The following is a 17,007-nucleotide window of genomic DNA, read 5'->3' on the forward strand; positions in this document are numbered from 1 at the left end:
AGCGGTGATCATCAAGTCTTCCGAGGCGTTCCCGGCCCCGTCGCGCCATTCGGCACCAATGCGTGTCCGGCCAGCCGTCGTCCGGCCTCATTGACGAGGTCTTGCTTTCGGACGACCGTGGGCACCGCCTCCGGCGATGAGGCCGGACTTCTGCAAAGGCGGCGACGATGGCCCGTTCGAACCCGACCCGTATCGCTGTTGCCCTGCTGGCGGCGGGATCCCTCCTCTCGACCGCCGCGTGCGGTCTGAGCGGCGGCGCCGCCGACACGGAGGAGGCACGGCGGACGGGCAGCGTGTCCGGCGAGATCACCTTCCGGACCCTGCAGCTGAAGCCCACCTTCACGGCCTACGTCCAGGGGGTCATCGACGCCTTCGAGAAGCGGTACCCCGAGGTGAAGGTCACCTGGGAGGACGTCCCCGGTGACGGCTACAACGAGAAACTCGTCGCGGACGCCCAGGCCGGAGCCCTCCCCGACGTGGTCAACCTCTCCACCGACTCCTTCCAGCTCCTCGGCGACCGGGGCATGCTCGCCGACGTGGCCGCCCTCGACGGCGCGTCGGCCAAGGAGTACGTGCCGGGCGCCTGGGAGCAGTTCAAGCTGCCCGGCAAGGGTGACAGCGTGTACGCCTACCCCTGGTACGTGACCCCGGAGATCCTCACCTACAACAGAGAGCTCTTCGAGAAGGCCGGTCTGGACCCGGCCGCGCCGCCGACCGGCGTGGAGCAGTTCTTCGACTACGCCGAACGGATCGCCGCCTCCTCGGGGGGCCGGTACACGGCCTTCATGGCCGACCCCAAGGGCCGGTTACCCGGGGACTGGCAGAAGATGGGCATCCCGGTCCTCAACGAGAAGCGGGACCGCTTCACCTTCGACACGGACCTGGCCGTCCGGTGGGTGGAGCGGATGAAGGACCTCTACGCCAAGGGCGCCATGCCCAAGGAGTCGCTCCTCAAGTCGGACGACATCAACCAGCTCTACGGCGGCGGCAAGCTCGTCTTCGGTCCGGGCTCCCCGGGCTTCGTCAAGGACATCAAGCAGAACGCCCCCCAGATCTACGCCAAGACCCAGGTCGCCCCGGCCGTGACCGGCACGCTCGGCCACATCGGCATCTACGCCCAGTCGCTCGGCATCAGGAAGGACACCGAGCACGTGGACGCGGCCGCCGAGTTCGCCAAGTGGGTCACCAACGGCCCCAACCAGGTGGAGTTCTCCAGGAAGGCCACCATCTACCCGTCCAACGCCCAGGGCCTCGCGGACCCGTTCTTCTCCGACAAGGGCGACGGCAAGGACGCGGAGACCCTCGCCCGTGCCGTCGGCGCGGACCAGCTGAGGACGGCCGCCCTCGACGCCAACACCCCCGTCCAGTGGACCAACCAGGTCGGCGACGCCGTCGTACGCGAGGTGCAGAAGGCCATCAAGGGCGAGCAGGACCCCCGGACCGCCGTGCAGAAGGCGCAGGAGGCGGCGAACAAGCTCCTCGCCGCCGCGGCCGCGAAGTGACCGGCGGCGCCCCCGACGGGCCGCGGGGCGGCGGTACGGCACACGAACGGCGCCGCGGAGCGGCGCGCCGGCGGCGGGCCCTGCGGGCCATGGAGACCGAGGCCGGACTGCCCCACCGCAGCTGGTGGACCCCCTACCTGTTCCTCGCCCCCGGCCTGGTGATGGTGACGCTGTTCAGCCTCTGGCCGTTCGTCAACACCGTCGTCCTCTCCCTCACGGACGCCCGGATCCTGCGCGGCGGCAGCTTCGTCGGCCTCGACAACTACCGGCGCGCCTTCGCCGACCCCGACTTCTGGGTCGCCACCGGGAACAGCGTGCTGTACCTCGTGGTCGTCGTTCCCTGCCTGGTCCTCCTGCCGCTGGCCCTCGCGGTCCTGGTGCAGGCGAAGATCCCCGGCATCGGTTTCTTCCGCTCCGCCTTCTACACCCCGGTGATCGCCTCCGCCGTGGTCGTCGGGCTGATCTGGCAGTGGGTGCTGCGCAGCGACGGTCTCGTCAACACCGTCTTCCAGCGGCTGCACCTGGTCTCCGAGCCGGTCCCGTTCCTGACCGACTCCACGATGCTGCTGGTCTCCGCGATGATCGTGACCGTGTGGAAGGGCCTCGGCTACTACATGGTCTTCTACCTGGCGGCCCTCGGGAACGTCTCCGCCACCCTCCACGAGGCGGCCGCGATCGACGGCGCAGGCCCCGTCCGCCGCTTCTTCAGCATTACGGTGCCCCAGGTGAGGCCGATGATGCTGCTGGTCGGCACCCTCTCCGCCATCTCGGCGCTGCGCGTGTTCACCGAGATCTACATACTCGGCGGCGAGAGCGGCGGACCCGGCGGCGGCGCCCGCACCCTGCCCTTCCTGATCCGGCAGGTCGGCCTCGGCTTCGCCGGCGAGACCGGCTACGCCTCCGCCGTCTCCATCCTGCTGTTCCTCCTGACCCTGGCCTTCAGCCTGCTGGGCCGCCGCCTGTCGAAGGGAGACGAGGGGTGAGCACTCCGTCCCCCTCCGGGAGCGGGCAGCCGCCCCGGCGCACCGCCGCCGCCCGCCGCCGCCACCGGATCGGCCTGGCCGGGCGGTACGCCACGCTGGTGCTGATGCTCGTGGTCATGCTGGGCCCGATCGTCTGGCAGTTCCTGACCTCGATACGCGGCCGCACCGAGAACGTGTACGACGGCGTGCTGCCCGCACGGCCCACCCTCGACAACTACGTCCGGGTCGCCGAGTCCTTCCCGCTGCTCCAGTACGTCGGCAACACCCTCACCGTCGCCGCCCTCGCGGTCACCTCGAACGTGCTCTTCGCGGCCATGGGCGGCTACGCCCTCTCCCGGGCCGGCTGGAAGGGCCGGCAGGCCGTCTTCACCGTGCTGGTGGCGACCCTGATGTTCCCCTTCGAGTCCGTGATGATCTCCATGTTCCTCACGGTCCGCGAGATGGGCCTGGTCGACACCCTCGTGGGCGTCTGGCTGCCCGGCGCCGTCTCCGTGCTCAACGTCATGATCATGCGGGCGGCCTTCCTCGCCGTGCCCCGGGAGGTCGAGGAGGCCGCGGTCCTGGACGGGGCGGGCGAATGGACCCGTTTCACCCGGGTCTTCCTCCCCGCCGCCCGGGGCGCCCTCGCCGTCGTCTGCATCACCAGCTTCATGGGTGCCTGGGACGACTTCCTGTGGCCCCTGCTGGTCCTCACGAACAGCGACCACTACACGCTCCAGCTCGGCCTGAAGACCCTGGCCGGTGCCACGACCGTCAACGACCAGCGGCTCGTCGCCGCCGGCGCGATGGCCGCGCTCGTCCCGATGATGCTGCTCTTCTTCGCCCTCCAGCGTTTCTTCTTCAAGGGCGTGGGCGAGGGAGCCGTCAAGACCTGAGCCGGCCCGCCCGCCGCCCGCCGCCCGCACCGCCACGCCCGCACCGCCACGCCCGTACCGAAACGTCCGTACGCCCGTACCGACCACCCTCCCTGGAGCAGCAGTCATGCATGACGACCGCAGCATCACCGAACACCGCCTCCGCCGGGTTCTCAAGGAGCGCGTCAAGCCCGCCGTCCACTCCCGCGCGGTCCCGCTGACCGTCGAGCGCTGGGAAGCCCCCGGCGAGCCCGTCCCCGTCGCCGAGGGACTCGCCGCGCACTACGGGCCCTGCGCGATCGGCGACGCGTGGGGCCCGGCCTGGGGCACCACCTGGTTCAGGGTCACCGGTACGGTCCCCGCGGACTGGGCCGGCCGCACCGTGGAAGCCGTCCTCGACCTCGGCTTCGACCGGATGATGCCCGGGTTCCAGTGCGAGGGCCTGGTCCACCGGGCCGACGGCGGCGAGGTCAAGGCCCTCAACCCGTACAACGACTGGGTGCGCGTGGCCGACCGCGCCGAGGGCGGCGAGCAGGTCGAGTGGTACGTCGAGGCCGCCTCCAACCCGGTCCTGGTCGACCACGCGGCCACGTACGAGGGCGACCTGCCGACCAGCGGCGACCAGCCCCTGTACCGGCTCGCCCGGATGGAGCTCACCGTCTTCGAGACGGAGGTCTGGGAACTGGTCCAGGACCTGGAGGTGCTCTACGACCTGATGACCCAGCTCGACACCGCGGACGCCCGCCGGCACGGGATCCTGCGGACCCTCGGCGCCGCGCTGGACACCCTCGACCTCGGCGACGTGCCCGGCACGGCGGCCGCCGCCCGCGGTTGTTTGGCCGGGGTGCTCGCCGCCCCGGCCAACGCCTCGGCGCACCGGATCAGCGCGGTCGGCCACGCCCACATCGACTCCGCGTGGCTGTGGCCGCTGCGCGAGACGGTCCGCAAGGTCTCGCGCACGGCCTCCAACATGGTCAACCTGATGGACCAGCACCCCGAGTTCGTCTTCGCGATGTCGCAGGCGCAGCAGCTCGACTGGATCAAGACGTACCGGCCGGAGCTCTTCGAGCGGGTCAAGAAGAAGATCGCGGACGGGCAGTTCGTGCCCGTCGGCGGCATGTGGGTCGAGTCCGACACCAACATGGTCGGCGGCGAGGCCATGGCCCGCCAGTTCCTCTACGGCAAGAAGTTCTTCCTCGACGAGTTCGGCATCGAGACGCAGAACGTCTGGCTCCCCGACTCCTTCGGCTACACCGCCGCCCTGCCCCAGATCGTCAAGCTCTCCGGCTCCAAGTGGTTCCTGACCCAGAAGATCTCCTGGTCCCAGGTCAACCGGTTCCCGCACCACACCTTCTGGTGGGAGGGCATCGACGGCACCCGCGTCTTCACCCACTTCCCGCCCGTCGACACCTACAACTCCGACCTCGGCGGCGCCCAGCTGGCCCACGCCGCCCGCAACTACCGCGAGAAGGGACACGGCTCGCGCTCGCTCGTCCCCTTCGGCTGGGGCGACGGCGGTGGCGGCCCCACCCGCGAACACCTCGCCCGCGCCCGCCGCCAGCGGGATCTGGAGGGCTCCCCGAAGGTCCGGATCGAGCGCCCGGACGCCTTCTTCGAGAAGGCCCGCGCCGAGTACGGCGACGCGCCCGTCTGGGCCGGTGAGCTCTACCTGGAGCTGCACCGCGGCACCTACACCTCCCAGGCCAAGACCAAGCAGGGCAACCGGCGCAGCGAGTCCCTGCTGCGCGAGGCCGAGCTGTGGGCGGCGACGGCCGCGGTGCGCGTCGCCGGGTACGCGTACCCGTACGAGGACCTGGAGCGGATCTGGAAGACGGTGCTGCTCCACCAGTTCCACGACATCCTGCCGGGCTCGTCCATCGCCTGGGTGCACCGTGAGGCGCGCGAGACGTACGCGGCGGTAGGCGAGGAGCTCCGGGCGATCACCCTCGCCGCGCAGCAGGCCCTGGCGGGCCAGGGCACCGAGGAGCTCGTCTTCAACTGCGCCCCGCACGCCCGCCGCGGCGTGCCGGCGGGCGGGGCCGCCCGCCCCGCCGAGGCGGGGGAGCCGGTCACGGTGGAGGAGCGGCACGGCGGTGGGCACATCCTGGCCAACGGCAGGCTGCTGGTGGAGATCGACGGCCGCGGCCTGATCGTCTCCGTCTACGACCTGGAGGCGCGCCGTGAGGCGGTCGCCCCGGGCGCCGCGGCGAACCTGCTCCAGATCCACCCCGACTTCCCGAACATGTGGGACGCCTGGGACGTCGACGCGTTCTACCGCAACCGGGTCACCGACCTCGTGGAGCTGGACCGGCTGGAGGTCACCGGGAGCGGCCCGGCGGCGGCGACCGTACGCGTGACCCGCTCCTTCGGCCGGTCGGCGGCGGTCCAGCAGATCACCCTGCGGGCCGGGGCCAGGACGGTCGACATCGTCACGGAGGTGGACTGGCACGAGACGGAGAAGTTCCTCAAGGCGGCCTTCCCGCTGGACGTGAAGGCCGAACGGACCGCTTCCGAGACCCAGTTCGGACACGTCTACCGGGCCACCCACACCAACACCTCCTGGGAGGCGGCCAAGTTCGAGATCTGCGCCCACCGCTGGATCCACGCGGAGGAGCCCGGCTGGGGGGTGGCGCTGCTCAACGACTCCACGTACGGCCACGACGTGACCCGGGACGTACGGCCCGACGGCGGCCAGACCACCACGGTCCGGCTGTCCCTGCTGCGCGCCCCGCGCTACCCCGACCCGGAGACCGACCAGGGCTCCCACACCCTGCGCTACTCGCTCGCGCCCGGCGCGGGGACCGGGGACGCGGTCCGCGAGGGCCACGCGCTGAACCTGCCCGAGCGGGTGGTCCGCGGCGCGGGCCCGGTCGCCCCGCTGGTCACGGTCGACGAGGACGCGGTGGTCGTCGAGGCCGTCAAGCTGGCCGAGGACCGCAGCGGCGATGTGATCGTCCGCCTCTACGAGTCCCGCGGCGGGCGCGCCCGGGCCACCCTCACGGCGGGCTTCCCGATCACGGACGCGGTCGAGAGCGATCTGCTCGAACGCCCGCTCGCGGGCTCGGCGGTGGGCGTCCCCACCCCGGAGCGCCGCATCCCGCTCACCCTGCGCCCGTTCCAGATCGTCACGGTCCGCCTGCACCGCCCCTGACCGCTCCGGCGGGCTCCTGCGGCGGTCCCCGGCCCGGCCGTCAGGGCCGGGGACCGCTCTCCAGCGCGGTCCGCAGCTCGGCCAGGTGTGCCGTGTCATCAGGGAGTTCCAGCCCCTCGAGGACGGTGCGCGCCCGGACGCGGTCGAGGCCGCCGTGCCCGTCGCGGTGGCTGTGCAGGATGCCCCGGAAGACCGCCTCGTGCAGGGCCGGGACCCGGGCCGCGGCCCGGTAGGCCAGTACCTTGACCTGCCAGGGCACGCGTCCAGAGGATTCCAGCACGCGCCGGGCACGGCGCAGCACGGCTTCCGGGGCGTCCTTCTGCAGCTGCGTGACGTCCTTGCCGAGGACCTCGGTGAAGGCCGTCTCCGCGGTGTCGCGGTCCTCGAACCAGTCGGCGCGCAGGGACCGGGTGATCGCCGCGCAGGCAGCCGGGGCGCCCAGTCGGCTGCGGTAGCCGTTCCAGAGCGCGCGGGCCGTGTCCGGATCCGCGATGCCCCGGGCGGCGGAGGCGATCTCGACCATCACCCGGTGCTCGTCGAGGAGGTCCACCAGACCGAAGCCGAGCCGCAGCCGGTGCTCGATGTCGAGGGAAACGTCCCCGAGGGCAGCCGCGGACCACCAGTGGGCGACCTCTTCCGAGGTGAGCCGGCCCTCCCCGGACTCCCCGTCCGTCCAGGTGTGCTCGCCGGTCCGGACCACGCCCCGCTCGGCCAGCCAGAGCCGGGCCGACTCGCTGTCGGGCAGTTCGTCGAGGAAGTCCACGACCGTCCGGACGAATTCCTTCGGGGCGGCCGCGTGGACGAGGTGCCCCACGGGGATCGTGGTCAGCCGTGCGTCGGGGATCCGGCGGGACATCTCCGCCATGCGGTCCTGTGGGTACGGGCTCGTGGGGCCACCCGCCAGTATCAGGGTCCGTGCGGTGATGCGCCCGAACTCGTCCAGTTCGTCGGGCTGGGGCAGAGAGCTCCCCCACTGCTCCGAGTCGAGCCATTCAGACCAGTCGATTTCGACGTGGTCGGGTCTCACCTGCCAGTCCTCGCGCGGAGCCGGAGCCTCCTCCAGGACCAGCCGGGCCACCCGCCCGGGCTGGTCCGCCGCGGCACGGTAGGCCGCTACCCCGCCCCCCGCGCGGCCGGCGAGGTCCACCCGGTCGAGGCCGAGGACGTCCAGGAAGCCCAGGAGTACGGCGGCTCCCCAGTACGGCCACGGGTACTGCCCCGCCGGCTCGGCGTTGCGGCATGCGTACGGGAGGTACACCCGGCGTGTGCGCGCGAGCTCGGCCCGGAGCACTGCCCAGTCGCCCCGATCGGGCAGCAGCACCAGCGGGTCGCCGTCCGCCGGGCCCGACACCTCGTACTCCAGCGGGAGGCCGTTCACGGTCAGGGAGTGGTGTTCGATCATCCGGCCGACGCTACCCGCCACGGCCGCCCGCCGGGCGCGGCCCGGTTCGCGCCGGCGGCGTGAACTGTGCCACAGCTTCGGGAGGGCGGACCCCGTGGGCCCGGGGGTGGCGGGGTGGGATGCGGGCACCTGGTTATGCACCTAGTTGCAAAACCGGCCTCCCCTCGCTAGAACAGGTTCATCACCCCCGCGCGAGGAGGCGCCCCTCATGAGTTCCCAGAGCCGGTACCCGCACCTGCTGAGCCCCCTGGACCTCGGTTTCACCACCCTGCCGAACCGCGTGATCATGGGGTCGATGCACACCGGCCTCGAAGAGCACCAGGGCGGCTTCGAGCGGCTCGCCGCCTTCTACGCCGAGCGTGCCCGCGGCGGCGCCGGCCTGATCGTCACCGGAGGCATCTCCCCGAACGACGCCGGCCGCCCCTTCGAAGGAGGCTCCCGCCTCACCACCGAGGACGAGGCCGCCGAGCACCGGGTGATCACCGAAGCCGTGCACGCCGAGGGCGGGAAGATCGCGATGCAGATCCTCCACTTCGGCCGCTACGCCTACCACAAGGACCTGGTCGCCCCCAGCGCCCTCCAGGCCCCCATCAGTCCCTTCGTCCCGAACGAGCTCACCGACGCCGAGGTCGAGCAGACGGTGGAGGACTTCGTCCGCGCCGCCCGCCTCGCCAAGCTCGCGGGCTACGACGGCGTCGAGATCATGGGCTCCGAGGGCTATCTGGTCAACGAGTTCATCGCCGCCGCCACCAACAAGCGCACCGACCGCTGGGGCGGCGCGTACGAGAACCGCGTCCGCTTCCCGCTGGAGATCGTGCGGCGCACCCGCGCGGCCGTCGGCGAGGACTTCATCCTCATCTACCGCCTCTCCATGCTCGACCTGATCCCCGGCGGCTCCACCCTCGACGAGGTCGTCCACCTCGCCAAGGAGATCGAGGCGGCCGGCGCCACCATCATCAACACCGGCATCGGCTGGCACGAGGCCCGCATCCCCACCATCGCCACCTCCGTACCGCGCGGCGCCTACACCTGGGTCACCAAGCGCCTGATGGGCGCGGTGAGCGTCCCCCTCGTCACCAGCAACCGCATCAACACCCCGGAGATCGCCGAGGAGCTGCTCGCCGACGGCCGCGCCGACCTGGTCTCCCTGGCCCGCCCCTTCCTGGCCGACGCCGACTTCGTCGCCAAGGCCGCGGCCGGCCGCTCCGAGACCATCAACACCTGCATCGGCTGCAACCAGGCGTGCCTCGACCACACCTTCAGCGGCAAGATCACCAGCTGCCTGGTCAACCCGCGCGCCTGCCACGAGACCGAGCTCGTGCTGTCCCCGACGAAGCTGAAGAAGCGCGTCGCCGTCGTCGGCGCCGGTCCCGCCGGCCTCGCCTGCGCCGTCTCCGCCGCCGGCCGCGGCCACGCCGTCACCCTCTTCGAGGCCTCCGGCCACATCGGCGGCCAGCTCGACATCGCCCGCCGCATCCCCGGCAAGGAGGAGTTCGAGGAGACCATCCGCTACTTCGGCACCCAGCTCGCGGAGTCCGGTGTCGAGGTCCGCCTCGACACCCGCGCCGACGTGGAGACCCTCCGGGGCTACGACGAGGTCGTCGTCGCCACCGGCGTCACCCCGCGCACCCCCGACATCGAGGGCGTCGACCACGCCAACGTCGTCAGCTACCTCGACGTGCTGCGCGACGGCGCCCCCGTCGGTGAGCGCGTCGCCGTCGTCGGCGCCGGCGGCATCGGCTTCGACGTCGCCGAGTTCCTCACGGACAGCGGCGAGGGCGCCGCCCAGGACCCCGACGTCTACTTCCGCCACTGGGGCGTGGACACCACGTACGCCGGCCCCGGCGGGCTCACCGCCCCCGAGCGCCCCGCGACGCCGCGCCAGGTCCACCTCCTCCAGCGCAAGGCCACCAAGGTCGGCGCGGGTCTCGGCACCACCACAGGGTGGATCCACCGCGCGGAGCTCAAGCACCGGGGCGTCGTCTCGGTCGCGGGAGCCACGTACGACCGCATCGACGACCAGGGACTGCACATCACCGTCGGCGGCGAACAGCACCTCGTGCCCGCCGACACCGTGGTCCTGTGCACGGGTCAGGAGCCGCGCCGCGACCTGTACGAGGCCCTGCGCGCGGCCGGCGTCGAGGCCCACCTGATCGGCGGCGCCGACGTGGCGGCCGAGCTCGACGCCAAGCGGGCCATCCGGCAGGGCACGGAACTCGCCGCAAGTCTCTGACCGAAAGGGGATTGTGGCGGTCCGGTCGGGCCGCCACAATCTCCCGGTGACGATCTCACCGGCAGACGCAGACAAGATCCTCAGCGACAACTTCGCCCCCTGGGTGCTCGCCCTCGGACTGACCGTCCAGGAGACCGGCGAGCGGCACGCCGTGCTGCGCCTGCCCTGGTCGGACGAGCTGGCCCGGGACGGCGGAGGCCTCTCGGGCCAGGCCATGATGGCGGCCGCCGACACGGCCACCGTCATCGCGATCTCCGCCGCCCGCGGGACCTACGGGCCGATGACCACCGTCCAGCAGTCCACCAGCTTCCAGCGGCCGGTGGTCGGGGCCGACGTACTGATCCACGTACGGGTGACCAAGCTCGGCAAGCGGATGGCCTTCGCCGACATCACCCTGACCCCCGAGGGCGCCCAGGACCCGGCGGCCACGGCCTCCACGGTGTACGCCCTGCTCGGCCAGTAGGAGCCGGGGCGAAAACGTGTTGGCGGGCGGCGGACCCGCTCGCCTACGCTCGCCCCCATCGGCCGACCCCTCAGGCGGCCGGCGGGCACGGGGGAGCGGGACCATCTCGGCGGAATCCAGAACGTACGACTCGCTGCCGCCGCTGCGGCGGAACAAGGACTTCACGGTCTTCTGGCTCGGCCAGGCGCTGTCCGTGCTCGGCGGGTCCGTCTCGATGCTGGCGCTTCCGCTGCTCGTCCTCCACGCCACCGGATCCATCGTCCAGATGGGTCTGGTCACGGTCGTCTCCGCCGTCACCGCCATCGGCACGGGGATCTTCGCCGGATACGTGGTGGACCGGGCCGACCGCCGCAGGCTCATGATCGCGTGCGATCTGGTGCGGGCCGTGCTGCTCGGCGCCGTACCGTTCGTCTGGTGGCTCGCCGGGCCGCAGATCTGGCTGCTGTACGTGCTGACGGCGCTCACCTCCGTCCTGAGGACGCTGTTCGACGTCGCGTACGTGACCGCCATCCCCAACCTGGTGCGTACGCAGGACCTCACGGCCGCCAACGGGCGGCTGATGGGCACCTTCGCCCTCGGGAGCCTGCTCGGGCCGGTGGTGGCCGGCTTCCTGACGGCCGGAGTGGGCGCCGACTGGGCCCTGGCCCTGGACGGGGCGACCTTCCTGGTCTCCGCCGCGAGCCTGGGGTGGGTCAGGTTCACCCCGCGCCCGGCCGGGGACGGGGCGGACCGGGCCGGGGCCTCGGACGAGGCCGGAGTGTTCCGGGAGATGTTCGTGGTCGGCCTCCGCTTCCTGTGGAGCCATCCGCTGCTGCGCCCGCTCACCGTGGCGCTCACCCTGCTGACCTTCGTCACCATGGGCGCCACCGACCTGCTGATCTACCGGGTCCAGCACGACCTCGGCCGGGACGCGGCCACCCTCGGCTACGTGATCGCCGTCAGCGGGGCCGGATCCGTAGCTGCGGCCCTGGGTGCGGGGCGACTGCGCCGGCTCTTCGGCTTCGGCACGTGCTGGCTCGCCTCGGTCGCGATGATCGCCGTCGGGGTGGCGGTGACGGGCGTCAGCCGCAGCGTGCCGGTGATCGCCGCACTGGCCGCCGTCTCCATGTTCGGGATGACCCTGGGCGGGGTCTGCAGCATGACCCTGCGCCAGGAGGTGACCCCGGACCACCTGCTCGGCCGGGTCACGTCCGCCTTCTGGACCGTGCACAACGCCGCCGGCCCGGTGGGCGCGGCCGTGCTCACGCTGCTGGCCTCCCGGCACGGGGTCCCGGCGGTCAGCCTGGCGGGCGGGGCGCTGTGCCTGCTGATCCTCGGCGGCGCCCTGCTGACCCCGCTGCGCGGCAGCCGCGCGGGCGCGGCGACGGGCGGGTCCGGCGCCCCGGACCGGGAGCCGGCCGCGGGGCCGTCGGCGCGCGCGTAGGGTGCCCCTCTGGGATCGTGGACCGCAGGCAGCCGCACCGAGGAGCCCACATGTCCGGACAGTTCGAGGCCAGTGTTGAGATCGACCGGCCGGTGGAGGCGGTGTTCGCCTACCTCGCCGACGGACGGCACGACCCCGAGTTCAGCCCGCGCGTCCAGGAGATCACCAAGACCCCGGACGGCCCCACGGCCCTCGGCACGGTCTTCCGGAGCACGGTCAAGGACGCCGGGATGAAGACCGGACGGGAGTTCCGCATCATCGGCCTGGAACCGCCGCACCTGATCCGCTGGACGGAACAGAGCCGCAACCTCATCACGGCGGAGGGCGGCTACGACCTCGAGTCCCTCCCCGGCGGCCGCACCCGCGTCCGGATCTTCAACACCCTCGAAGGCCACGGCATCGGCAAGCTGCTCGTCGGCCTCGCGGCCGGCGCGGCCCGAAAGGACGCCCCCGACTTCGGCCGCCGCATCAAGGCGGCCGCGGAGGCCTCCCTCGCCCCGTAGCGGTACTTCGACCCCGAGCAGGCCGGGGCGGCGCGTCCGTCCCTGTCGCGCGGACGCCGCGCGTAGCCTGGCGACAGCCGCATCCGTCCGAGTCGGGCAAGAAGTGTGAGGGCGTGCATGGCCGAGGGGCAGGACGACCGGCACGACGTGGTGGTCATCGGTGCGGGAGCCGCCGGCCTGGCCTGCGCCTCGGACCTGGCCGCGGCCGGCCTGCGGGTGCGTCTGCTGGAGGCCGAGGACACGGTCGGCGGCCGCATCCGCACCGAACGGGTCGCGGGCTTCACCACCGACCGCGGATTCCAGGTGTTCAACACCGCCTACCCGCAGGTCAGACGCCGCCTCGATCTGCGCGCTCTGTTCCTGCGGCCGTTCACGCCCGGCGTGCTGGTGCACACCGACCGCGGGAGGCTCCGGCTCACCGATCCCACGCGGCGCCCGCGCGACGGCATCGGCCTCCTCACGGGCGGGCGGGTGGGGCCGCGCGACCTGCTCGCCTTCGGCGCCCTGTCGGCGCACGCCATGCTCGCACCCGCCTCCCGCGTGCGGGCCCGGTCCGACGTCACCACCCGTACGGCCCTGGCCGAAGCGGGGTTCTCGGAGGACTTCGTCGAAACGTTCTTCCGGCCCTTCCTGTCAGGGGTCTTCCTGGAGGACTCCCTGGAGACCTCCGCCCGCTTCTTCCACCTGGTCTGGCGCAGCATGCTGCGCGGCACGCTCTGCCTCCCGCGCGACGGCATCGGCGCCGTGCCGGCCCAACTGGCCGCCGGGCTGCCCCGCGGGGTGCTGCGGATCTCGTCGCCGGTCTCCGCGCTGACACCCGCGGGAGTGGCGTCCGGCGACGGGGAAGTGCGGGCGCGAGCCGTCGTCGTCGCCACCGGAGCCGGCGCCGCGGCACGTCTGCTGCCCGGCCTCGAACCGCCGGCGGGACGGACCGTCACCACCCTCTACCACGCCGTCGAACGGTCCCCCCTCCCGGAACCCACCCTGCTGATCGACGCACGCCGCAGGTTCCTGAACACGTGCGTCCTGACCGAGGTCCAGCCCGGCTACTCCGGCGACGGCCGGAGCCTGGTGTCGACCTCGGTACTCGGCGCCCCCGCCCCGGCGGACGAGGCCGCGGTGCTCTCCGCCCTCGCCGAGGTCTACGGCGTGGACACCGGAACCTGGGAGCCGGTGCACCGTGTGACGGTGCGCAACGCCCTGCCCGCCATGACCCCGCCGATGCCCCTCACCCGGACCACCCGCTTCGCCCCGGGCCGCTACGTCTGCGGGGACCACCGCGCGACGGGCTCGCTCCAGGGGGCGCTGGCCTCGGGGGCGAGGGCGGCCCGCGAGGTGCTCGCCGGCCTCGGGGCCGCGGGAACGCCCTGACGGACGAGGCGCGCCGCCGGTCTGCCCTCACCAGCCGGCGGTTCCGGGACCGCCCTTGAACGGGCCCAGGATCTCGTCGGTGATCCAGCCGCCGTAGAAGTCGCCGGGCTGGGCCCGCACGCGCTCTCCGTCCACCGTGCACAGATCGACCCTGCCCGCGTAGAAGGCCAGGCTGCCGGCGATGCCCGCGTACCCGGGCGAGGGAGCCTCGTAGCTCCATGCCGCGTCCCGGACGGTGCACCCGTCCACGGACAGGGTCCAGTAGGTGGCCAACCCCTTCCACTCGCAGACGCTCGTCGCCCGCGACCGCGACAGCAGATCGGTGCGCACGTCCTCGCGCGGCACGTAGAAGACCGGGGGATGGCTCCTCTCCAGCACGCGTCGGCAAGTCCGGGAGTCGGCGAGCGTCACCCCCCGGTGCATGATCAACACCCGCCGCGCGTCCGCCTCCACACGCGGCGGACGCGGATAGTCCCCGACCGATTCCGTCGGCTGCCGCCCGTTCATGGGCCAAGCCTCACCCATCGCACGCACCTCCACCCGGCCTTCGCCGGATTCGCGGCCGGCGGATGCGCCTCAGCCGGGCGAGTCCGGTCCCTGCGGCTCCCGTCCCCCCGGCACCCGGACGAGAAAGACCTCGTCGACGAAACACCAGGCCCAGGACTCGTCGGGGGCCAGGGACAGGACCACGGGATGTCCCGTCCGCGCGTGGTGGGCATAGGCGTGCCGGCCGCGGGAGCTGTCGCAGCATCCGACGTGCCCGCACGTGGCGCACCACCTCAGCCGGGTCCAGGTCCAGCCGCGGGAGCGGCATTGCGCGCACACCTCGTACGGCGTCCCCGGTGATGCGGGCAGTGCCGCCAGGTGGGCACAGGCGCGACCCTCGGGAAGCCCTCCGTCGGGTGACACCGTCCACGGGGAGGGCGGCCGGCGCGGGCCGTCGGGGTCTTCGGAGGTCATGGTCGGCCTTCCCGAAGGGCGGGTGCGGGCTCCGGGCCGACCGCCGGGGCGGGCCGGGCCAGTGCGCTCGGCCACCAGACGCGCGGGCCGATGTCGATGATGAGGGCCGGTACCAGCAGGGAACGCACGACGAGGGTGTCCAGCAGGACGCCGAACGCGACGATGAAGGCGATCTGGACGAGGAAGGCCAGGGGGATCACCATCAGCGCGGCGAAGGTCGCGGCGAGGACCACGCCGGCGGACGTGATGACCCCGCCCGTGGTGACGAGTCCCCGCAGCACGCCCTCGCGCGTGCCCACGGCGAAGGTTTCCTCCCGTACGCGGGACATGAGGAAGATGTTGTAGTCGACGCCGAGGGCCACGAGGAACACGAATCCGTAGAGCGGCACGGAGGCATCCGTTCCGCTGAAGCCCAGCAGGTGCTCGAAGACGAGGGCGGACACGCCCAGCGTCGCCAGGAAGTTGAGGGCGACCGTCGCCACGAGCAGGACGGGCACGAGCAGGGAACGCAGCAGGGCGGCCAGGATCAGCAGGATGATGCCGAGTACGACCGGGACGATCACGGTGCGGTCGCGGGCCGCGGTCTGCTGGGTGTCGAACTGCTGGGCCGTGTAGCCCCCGACCAGCGCGTCGGCACCCGGCACCGCGTGCACCCGCGCGCGCAGTTCCCGGACCGCCGCCTTCGCGGCGTCGCTGTCGGCCGCCGCCTCCAGCGTGGCGTCCAGGCGTACCCGGCCGTCCACCACGAGCGGGGCCCCCGAGCCGGGACGGCCGCCCGCGGTGACGGGGACGACCGCGGCGACCCCCTCCGTGGCCTCGGCCGCCGCCCGTACCCCGGCGATCCGCCCGGCGTCGGTGATGATGACGGCCGGATTGCCCGAGCCGCCGGGGAAGTGCCGGGCAAGGGTCTGCTGGGCACCGACCGAGGGCGCGTCGTTGACGAAGATCTCCTCCAGCGGCACGCCCTTGGACGGCAGGGAGGCGGAGAACCCCGCCAGGACGATGAGCAGGAGGGCCGTGGACATCCACACGCGCCGCGGTGCCCGGTCGAGCAGCCCCGCGATACGGCGCCACACGCGGTGGCCCTCGGCCGACGCGTCGGCCGGCCCGGGCGTGGCGGGCCAGTAGGCGGTCCGGCCCAGCAGGGCCAGCACGGCCGGCAGGAAGGTCAGGGAGCTCAGCACCGCGCAGACGATGCCGATCGCGCCGACCGGCCCGAGAGCCCGGTTGTTGGTCAGATCGCTCGCCAGCAGGGCCAGCAGCCCCAGCGCCACGGTCGCCGCGCTCGCGGTGATCGCGCCGGCCGACCGGCGCACGGCTGCCAGGACCGCCTCCGTCCGGTCGCCCCGTACGACGAGCTCTTCCCGGAAACGCGCTGTCAGCAGGAGGGCGTAGTCGGTCGCGGCCCCGATCACCAGGATCGACAGGATGCCCTGGACCTGGCCGTCGACCCGGACGGCGCCCCGGTCGGCCAGCGCGTACACCACCGCGCAGGCCAGGCCGAGTGCGAACACCGCACTGATGATGATCACCAGGGGCAGCAGCACGCTGCGGTAGACCAGCAGCAGGATCAGCAGCACCGCTCCGAGCGCCACGCCCACCAGCAGTCCGTCGATGCCGGCGAACGCGTCGGACAGGTCCGCCTGGGTGGCCGCCGGGCCCGCGATCCCGACCGAGGTGCCCGGCACTTCCCGAGCGGCCTGCCGCACCTCGTCCAGGACCGCCTGCAGTTCCTCGCCCAGGCCGGGTGCGAGCGGTACGACGGCCTGGATCGCCAGGCCGTCATCGGAAACGACGGCCGGTGAGGGTGGAGCGGCGATGCCGGGCCGGCCGGCGAGAGCGCCGACCGCCCGGGTGGCGGCCTCCTGCTGTCCGGCGCTCACCCGGGTGCCGTCGGCCGTCCACACGATGATCGCGGGAACGGACGGCGACGTCTCGAACGCCTTGCGGGCTTCGAGGACCCGCGTCGACTCGGCGCTCCGCGGCAGGAACGCCGCCTGGTCGTTCGTGGAGACCTCGCCCAGCTTGCCCGCGTACGGACCGAGCGTCCCGCCGATGCCGAGCCACAGGATCACGAGCGCGAGCGGTACGACCCAGCGGGCCCAGCGGGGTGTGTTCTTCAATGCGTGCTCCCGGCCATGACATTTATGTCAGTCGTAAAG

Annotated in this window: 13 protein-coding genes; 9 read left to right on the forward strand and 4 right to left on the reverse strand. The window is 72.6% G+C overall.

Annotation, left to right across the window (positions count from 1 at the left end; genetic code table 11):
• The first annotated feature begins 167 nt into the window (after window positions 1-167).
• The 4 genes from ACXNSR_RS32350 (at window position 168) to ACXNSR_RS32365 (ending at window position 6,490) form a co-directional block, all read left to right on the forward strand.
• Complete coding sequence (locus tag ACXNSR_RS32350) at window positions 168-1,502, forward strand: ABC transporter substrate-binding protein (RefSeq protein WP_458638894.1); 1,335 nt, start codon at window positions 168-170, stop codon at window positions 1,500-1,502.
• Between the two features lie 89 nt (window positions 1,503-1,591).
• Window positions 1,592-2,485: a carbohydrate ABC transporter permease gene (locus ACXNSR_RS32355; protein ID WP_458638895.1), complete on the forward strand. Its 894-nt coding sequence runs from the start codon at window positions 1,592-1,594 to the stop codon at window positions 2,483-2,485.
• Window positions 2,482-3,360 carry a carbohydrate ABC transporter permease gene (locus ACXNSR_RS32360; RefSeq protein WP_458638896.1) on the forward strand — a complete coding sequence of 293 codons (879 nt, stop codon included), beginning with the start codon at window positions 2,482-2,484 and terminating at the stop codon, window positions 3,358-3,360. Before ACXNSR_RS32355 ends, ACXNSR_RS32360 begins: the two co-directional genes overlap by 4 nt.
• A gap of 106 nt (window positions 3,361-3,466) precedes the next feature.
• A complete protein-coding gene (locus tag ACXNSR_RS32365; protein ID WP_458638897.1) occupies window positions 3,467-6,490 on the forward strand; it encodes an alpha-mannosidase in 3,024 nt (1,007 codons plus the stop codon).
• A 40-nt stretch (window positions 6,491-6,530) separates the two neighbouring features.
• Here ACXNSR_RS32365 and ACXNSR_RS32370 read toward each other — a convergent pair whose 3' ends face one another.
• Window positions 6,531-7,892 carry an alpha/beta fold hydrolase gene (locus ACXNSR_RS32370; protein WP_458638898.1) on the reverse strand — a complete coding sequence of 454 codons (1,362 nt, stop codon included), beginning with the start codon at window positions 7,890-7,892 and terminating at the stop codon, window positions 6,531-6,533.
• 208 nt (window positions 7,893-8,100) lie between these two features.
• Between ACXNSR_RS32370 and ACXNSR_RS32375 the strand changes: the two genes are divergently transcribed.
• From ACXNSR_RS32375 to ACXNSR_RS32395, 5 genes are all read left to right on the forward strand, one after another.
• Complete coding sequence (locus ACXNSR_RS32375; RefSeq protein WP_458638899.1) at window positions 8,101-10,125, forward strand: oxidoreductase; 2,025 nt, start codon at window positions 8,101-8,103, stop codon at window positions 10,123-10,125.
• 46 nt (window positions 10,126-10,171) lie between these two features.
• Entirely contained in the window at window positions 10,172-10,588 is a 417-nt protein-coding gene (locus ACXNSR_RS32380) for a PaaI family thioesterase (protein ID WP_458638900.1), read from the forward strand.
• 16 nt (window positions 10,589-10,604) lie between these two features.
• A complete protein-coding gene (locus ACXNSR_RS32385) occupies window positions 10,605-12,011 on the forward strand; it encodes an MFS transporter (protein WP_458638901.1) in 1,407 nt (468 codons plus the stop codon).
• Window positions 12,012-12,061: 50 nt separating this feature from the next.
• On the forward strand, window positions 12,062-12,514 hold the full coding sequence (locus tag ACXNSR_RS32390; protein WP_458638902.1) for an SRPBCC family protein: 453 nt from the start codon (window positions 12,062-12,064) through the stop codon (window positions 12,512-12,514).
• 117 nt (window positions 12,515-12,631) lie between these two features.
• The gene (locus ACXNSR_RS32395; protein WP_458638903.1) at window positions 12,632-13,885 is read left to right on the forward strand and encodes an NAD(P)/FAD-dependent oxidoreductase; all 1,254 of its coding nucleotides are present in this window, start codon (window positions 12,632-12,634) and stop codon (window positions 13,883-13,885) included.
• A 27-nt stretch (window positions 13,886-13,912) separates the two neighbouring features.
• Here the strand turns inward: ACXNSR_RS32395 and ACXNSR_RS32400 are convergent, their stop codons facing one another.
• The 3 genes from ACXNSR_RS32400 to ACXNSR_RS32410 are packed head-to-tail and all read right to left on the reverse strand — an operon-like array spanning window position 13,913 to window position 16,968.
• The gene (locus ACXNSR_RS32400; RefSeq protein ID WP_458638904.1) at window positions 13,913-14,410 is read right to left on the reverse strand and encodes a DUF427 domain-containing protein; all 498 of its coding nucleotides are present in this window, start codon (window positions 14,408-14,410) and stop codon (window positions 13,913-13,915) included.
• Between the two features lie 51 nt (window positions 14,411-14,461).
• Window positions 14,462-14,794: a UBP-type zinc finger domain-containing protein gene (locus ACXNSR_RS32405; RefSeq protein WP_458643458.1), complete on the reverse strand. Its 333-nt coding sequence runs from the start codon at window positions 14,792-14,794 to the stop codon at window positions 14,462-14,464.
• Window positions 14,795-14,841: 47 nt separating this feature from the next.
• Window positions 14,842-16,968 (reverse strand): MMPL family transporter, encoded by a 2,127-nt coding sequence (locus tag ACXNSR_RS32410; RefSeq protein WP_458638905.1) that lies wholly within the window; start codon window positions 16,966-16,968, stop codon window positions 14,842-14,844.
• Between the last annotated feature and the right edge of the window lie 39 nt (window positions 16,969-17,007).

The organism is Streptomyces sp. NC-S4 (assembly GCF_054353315.1).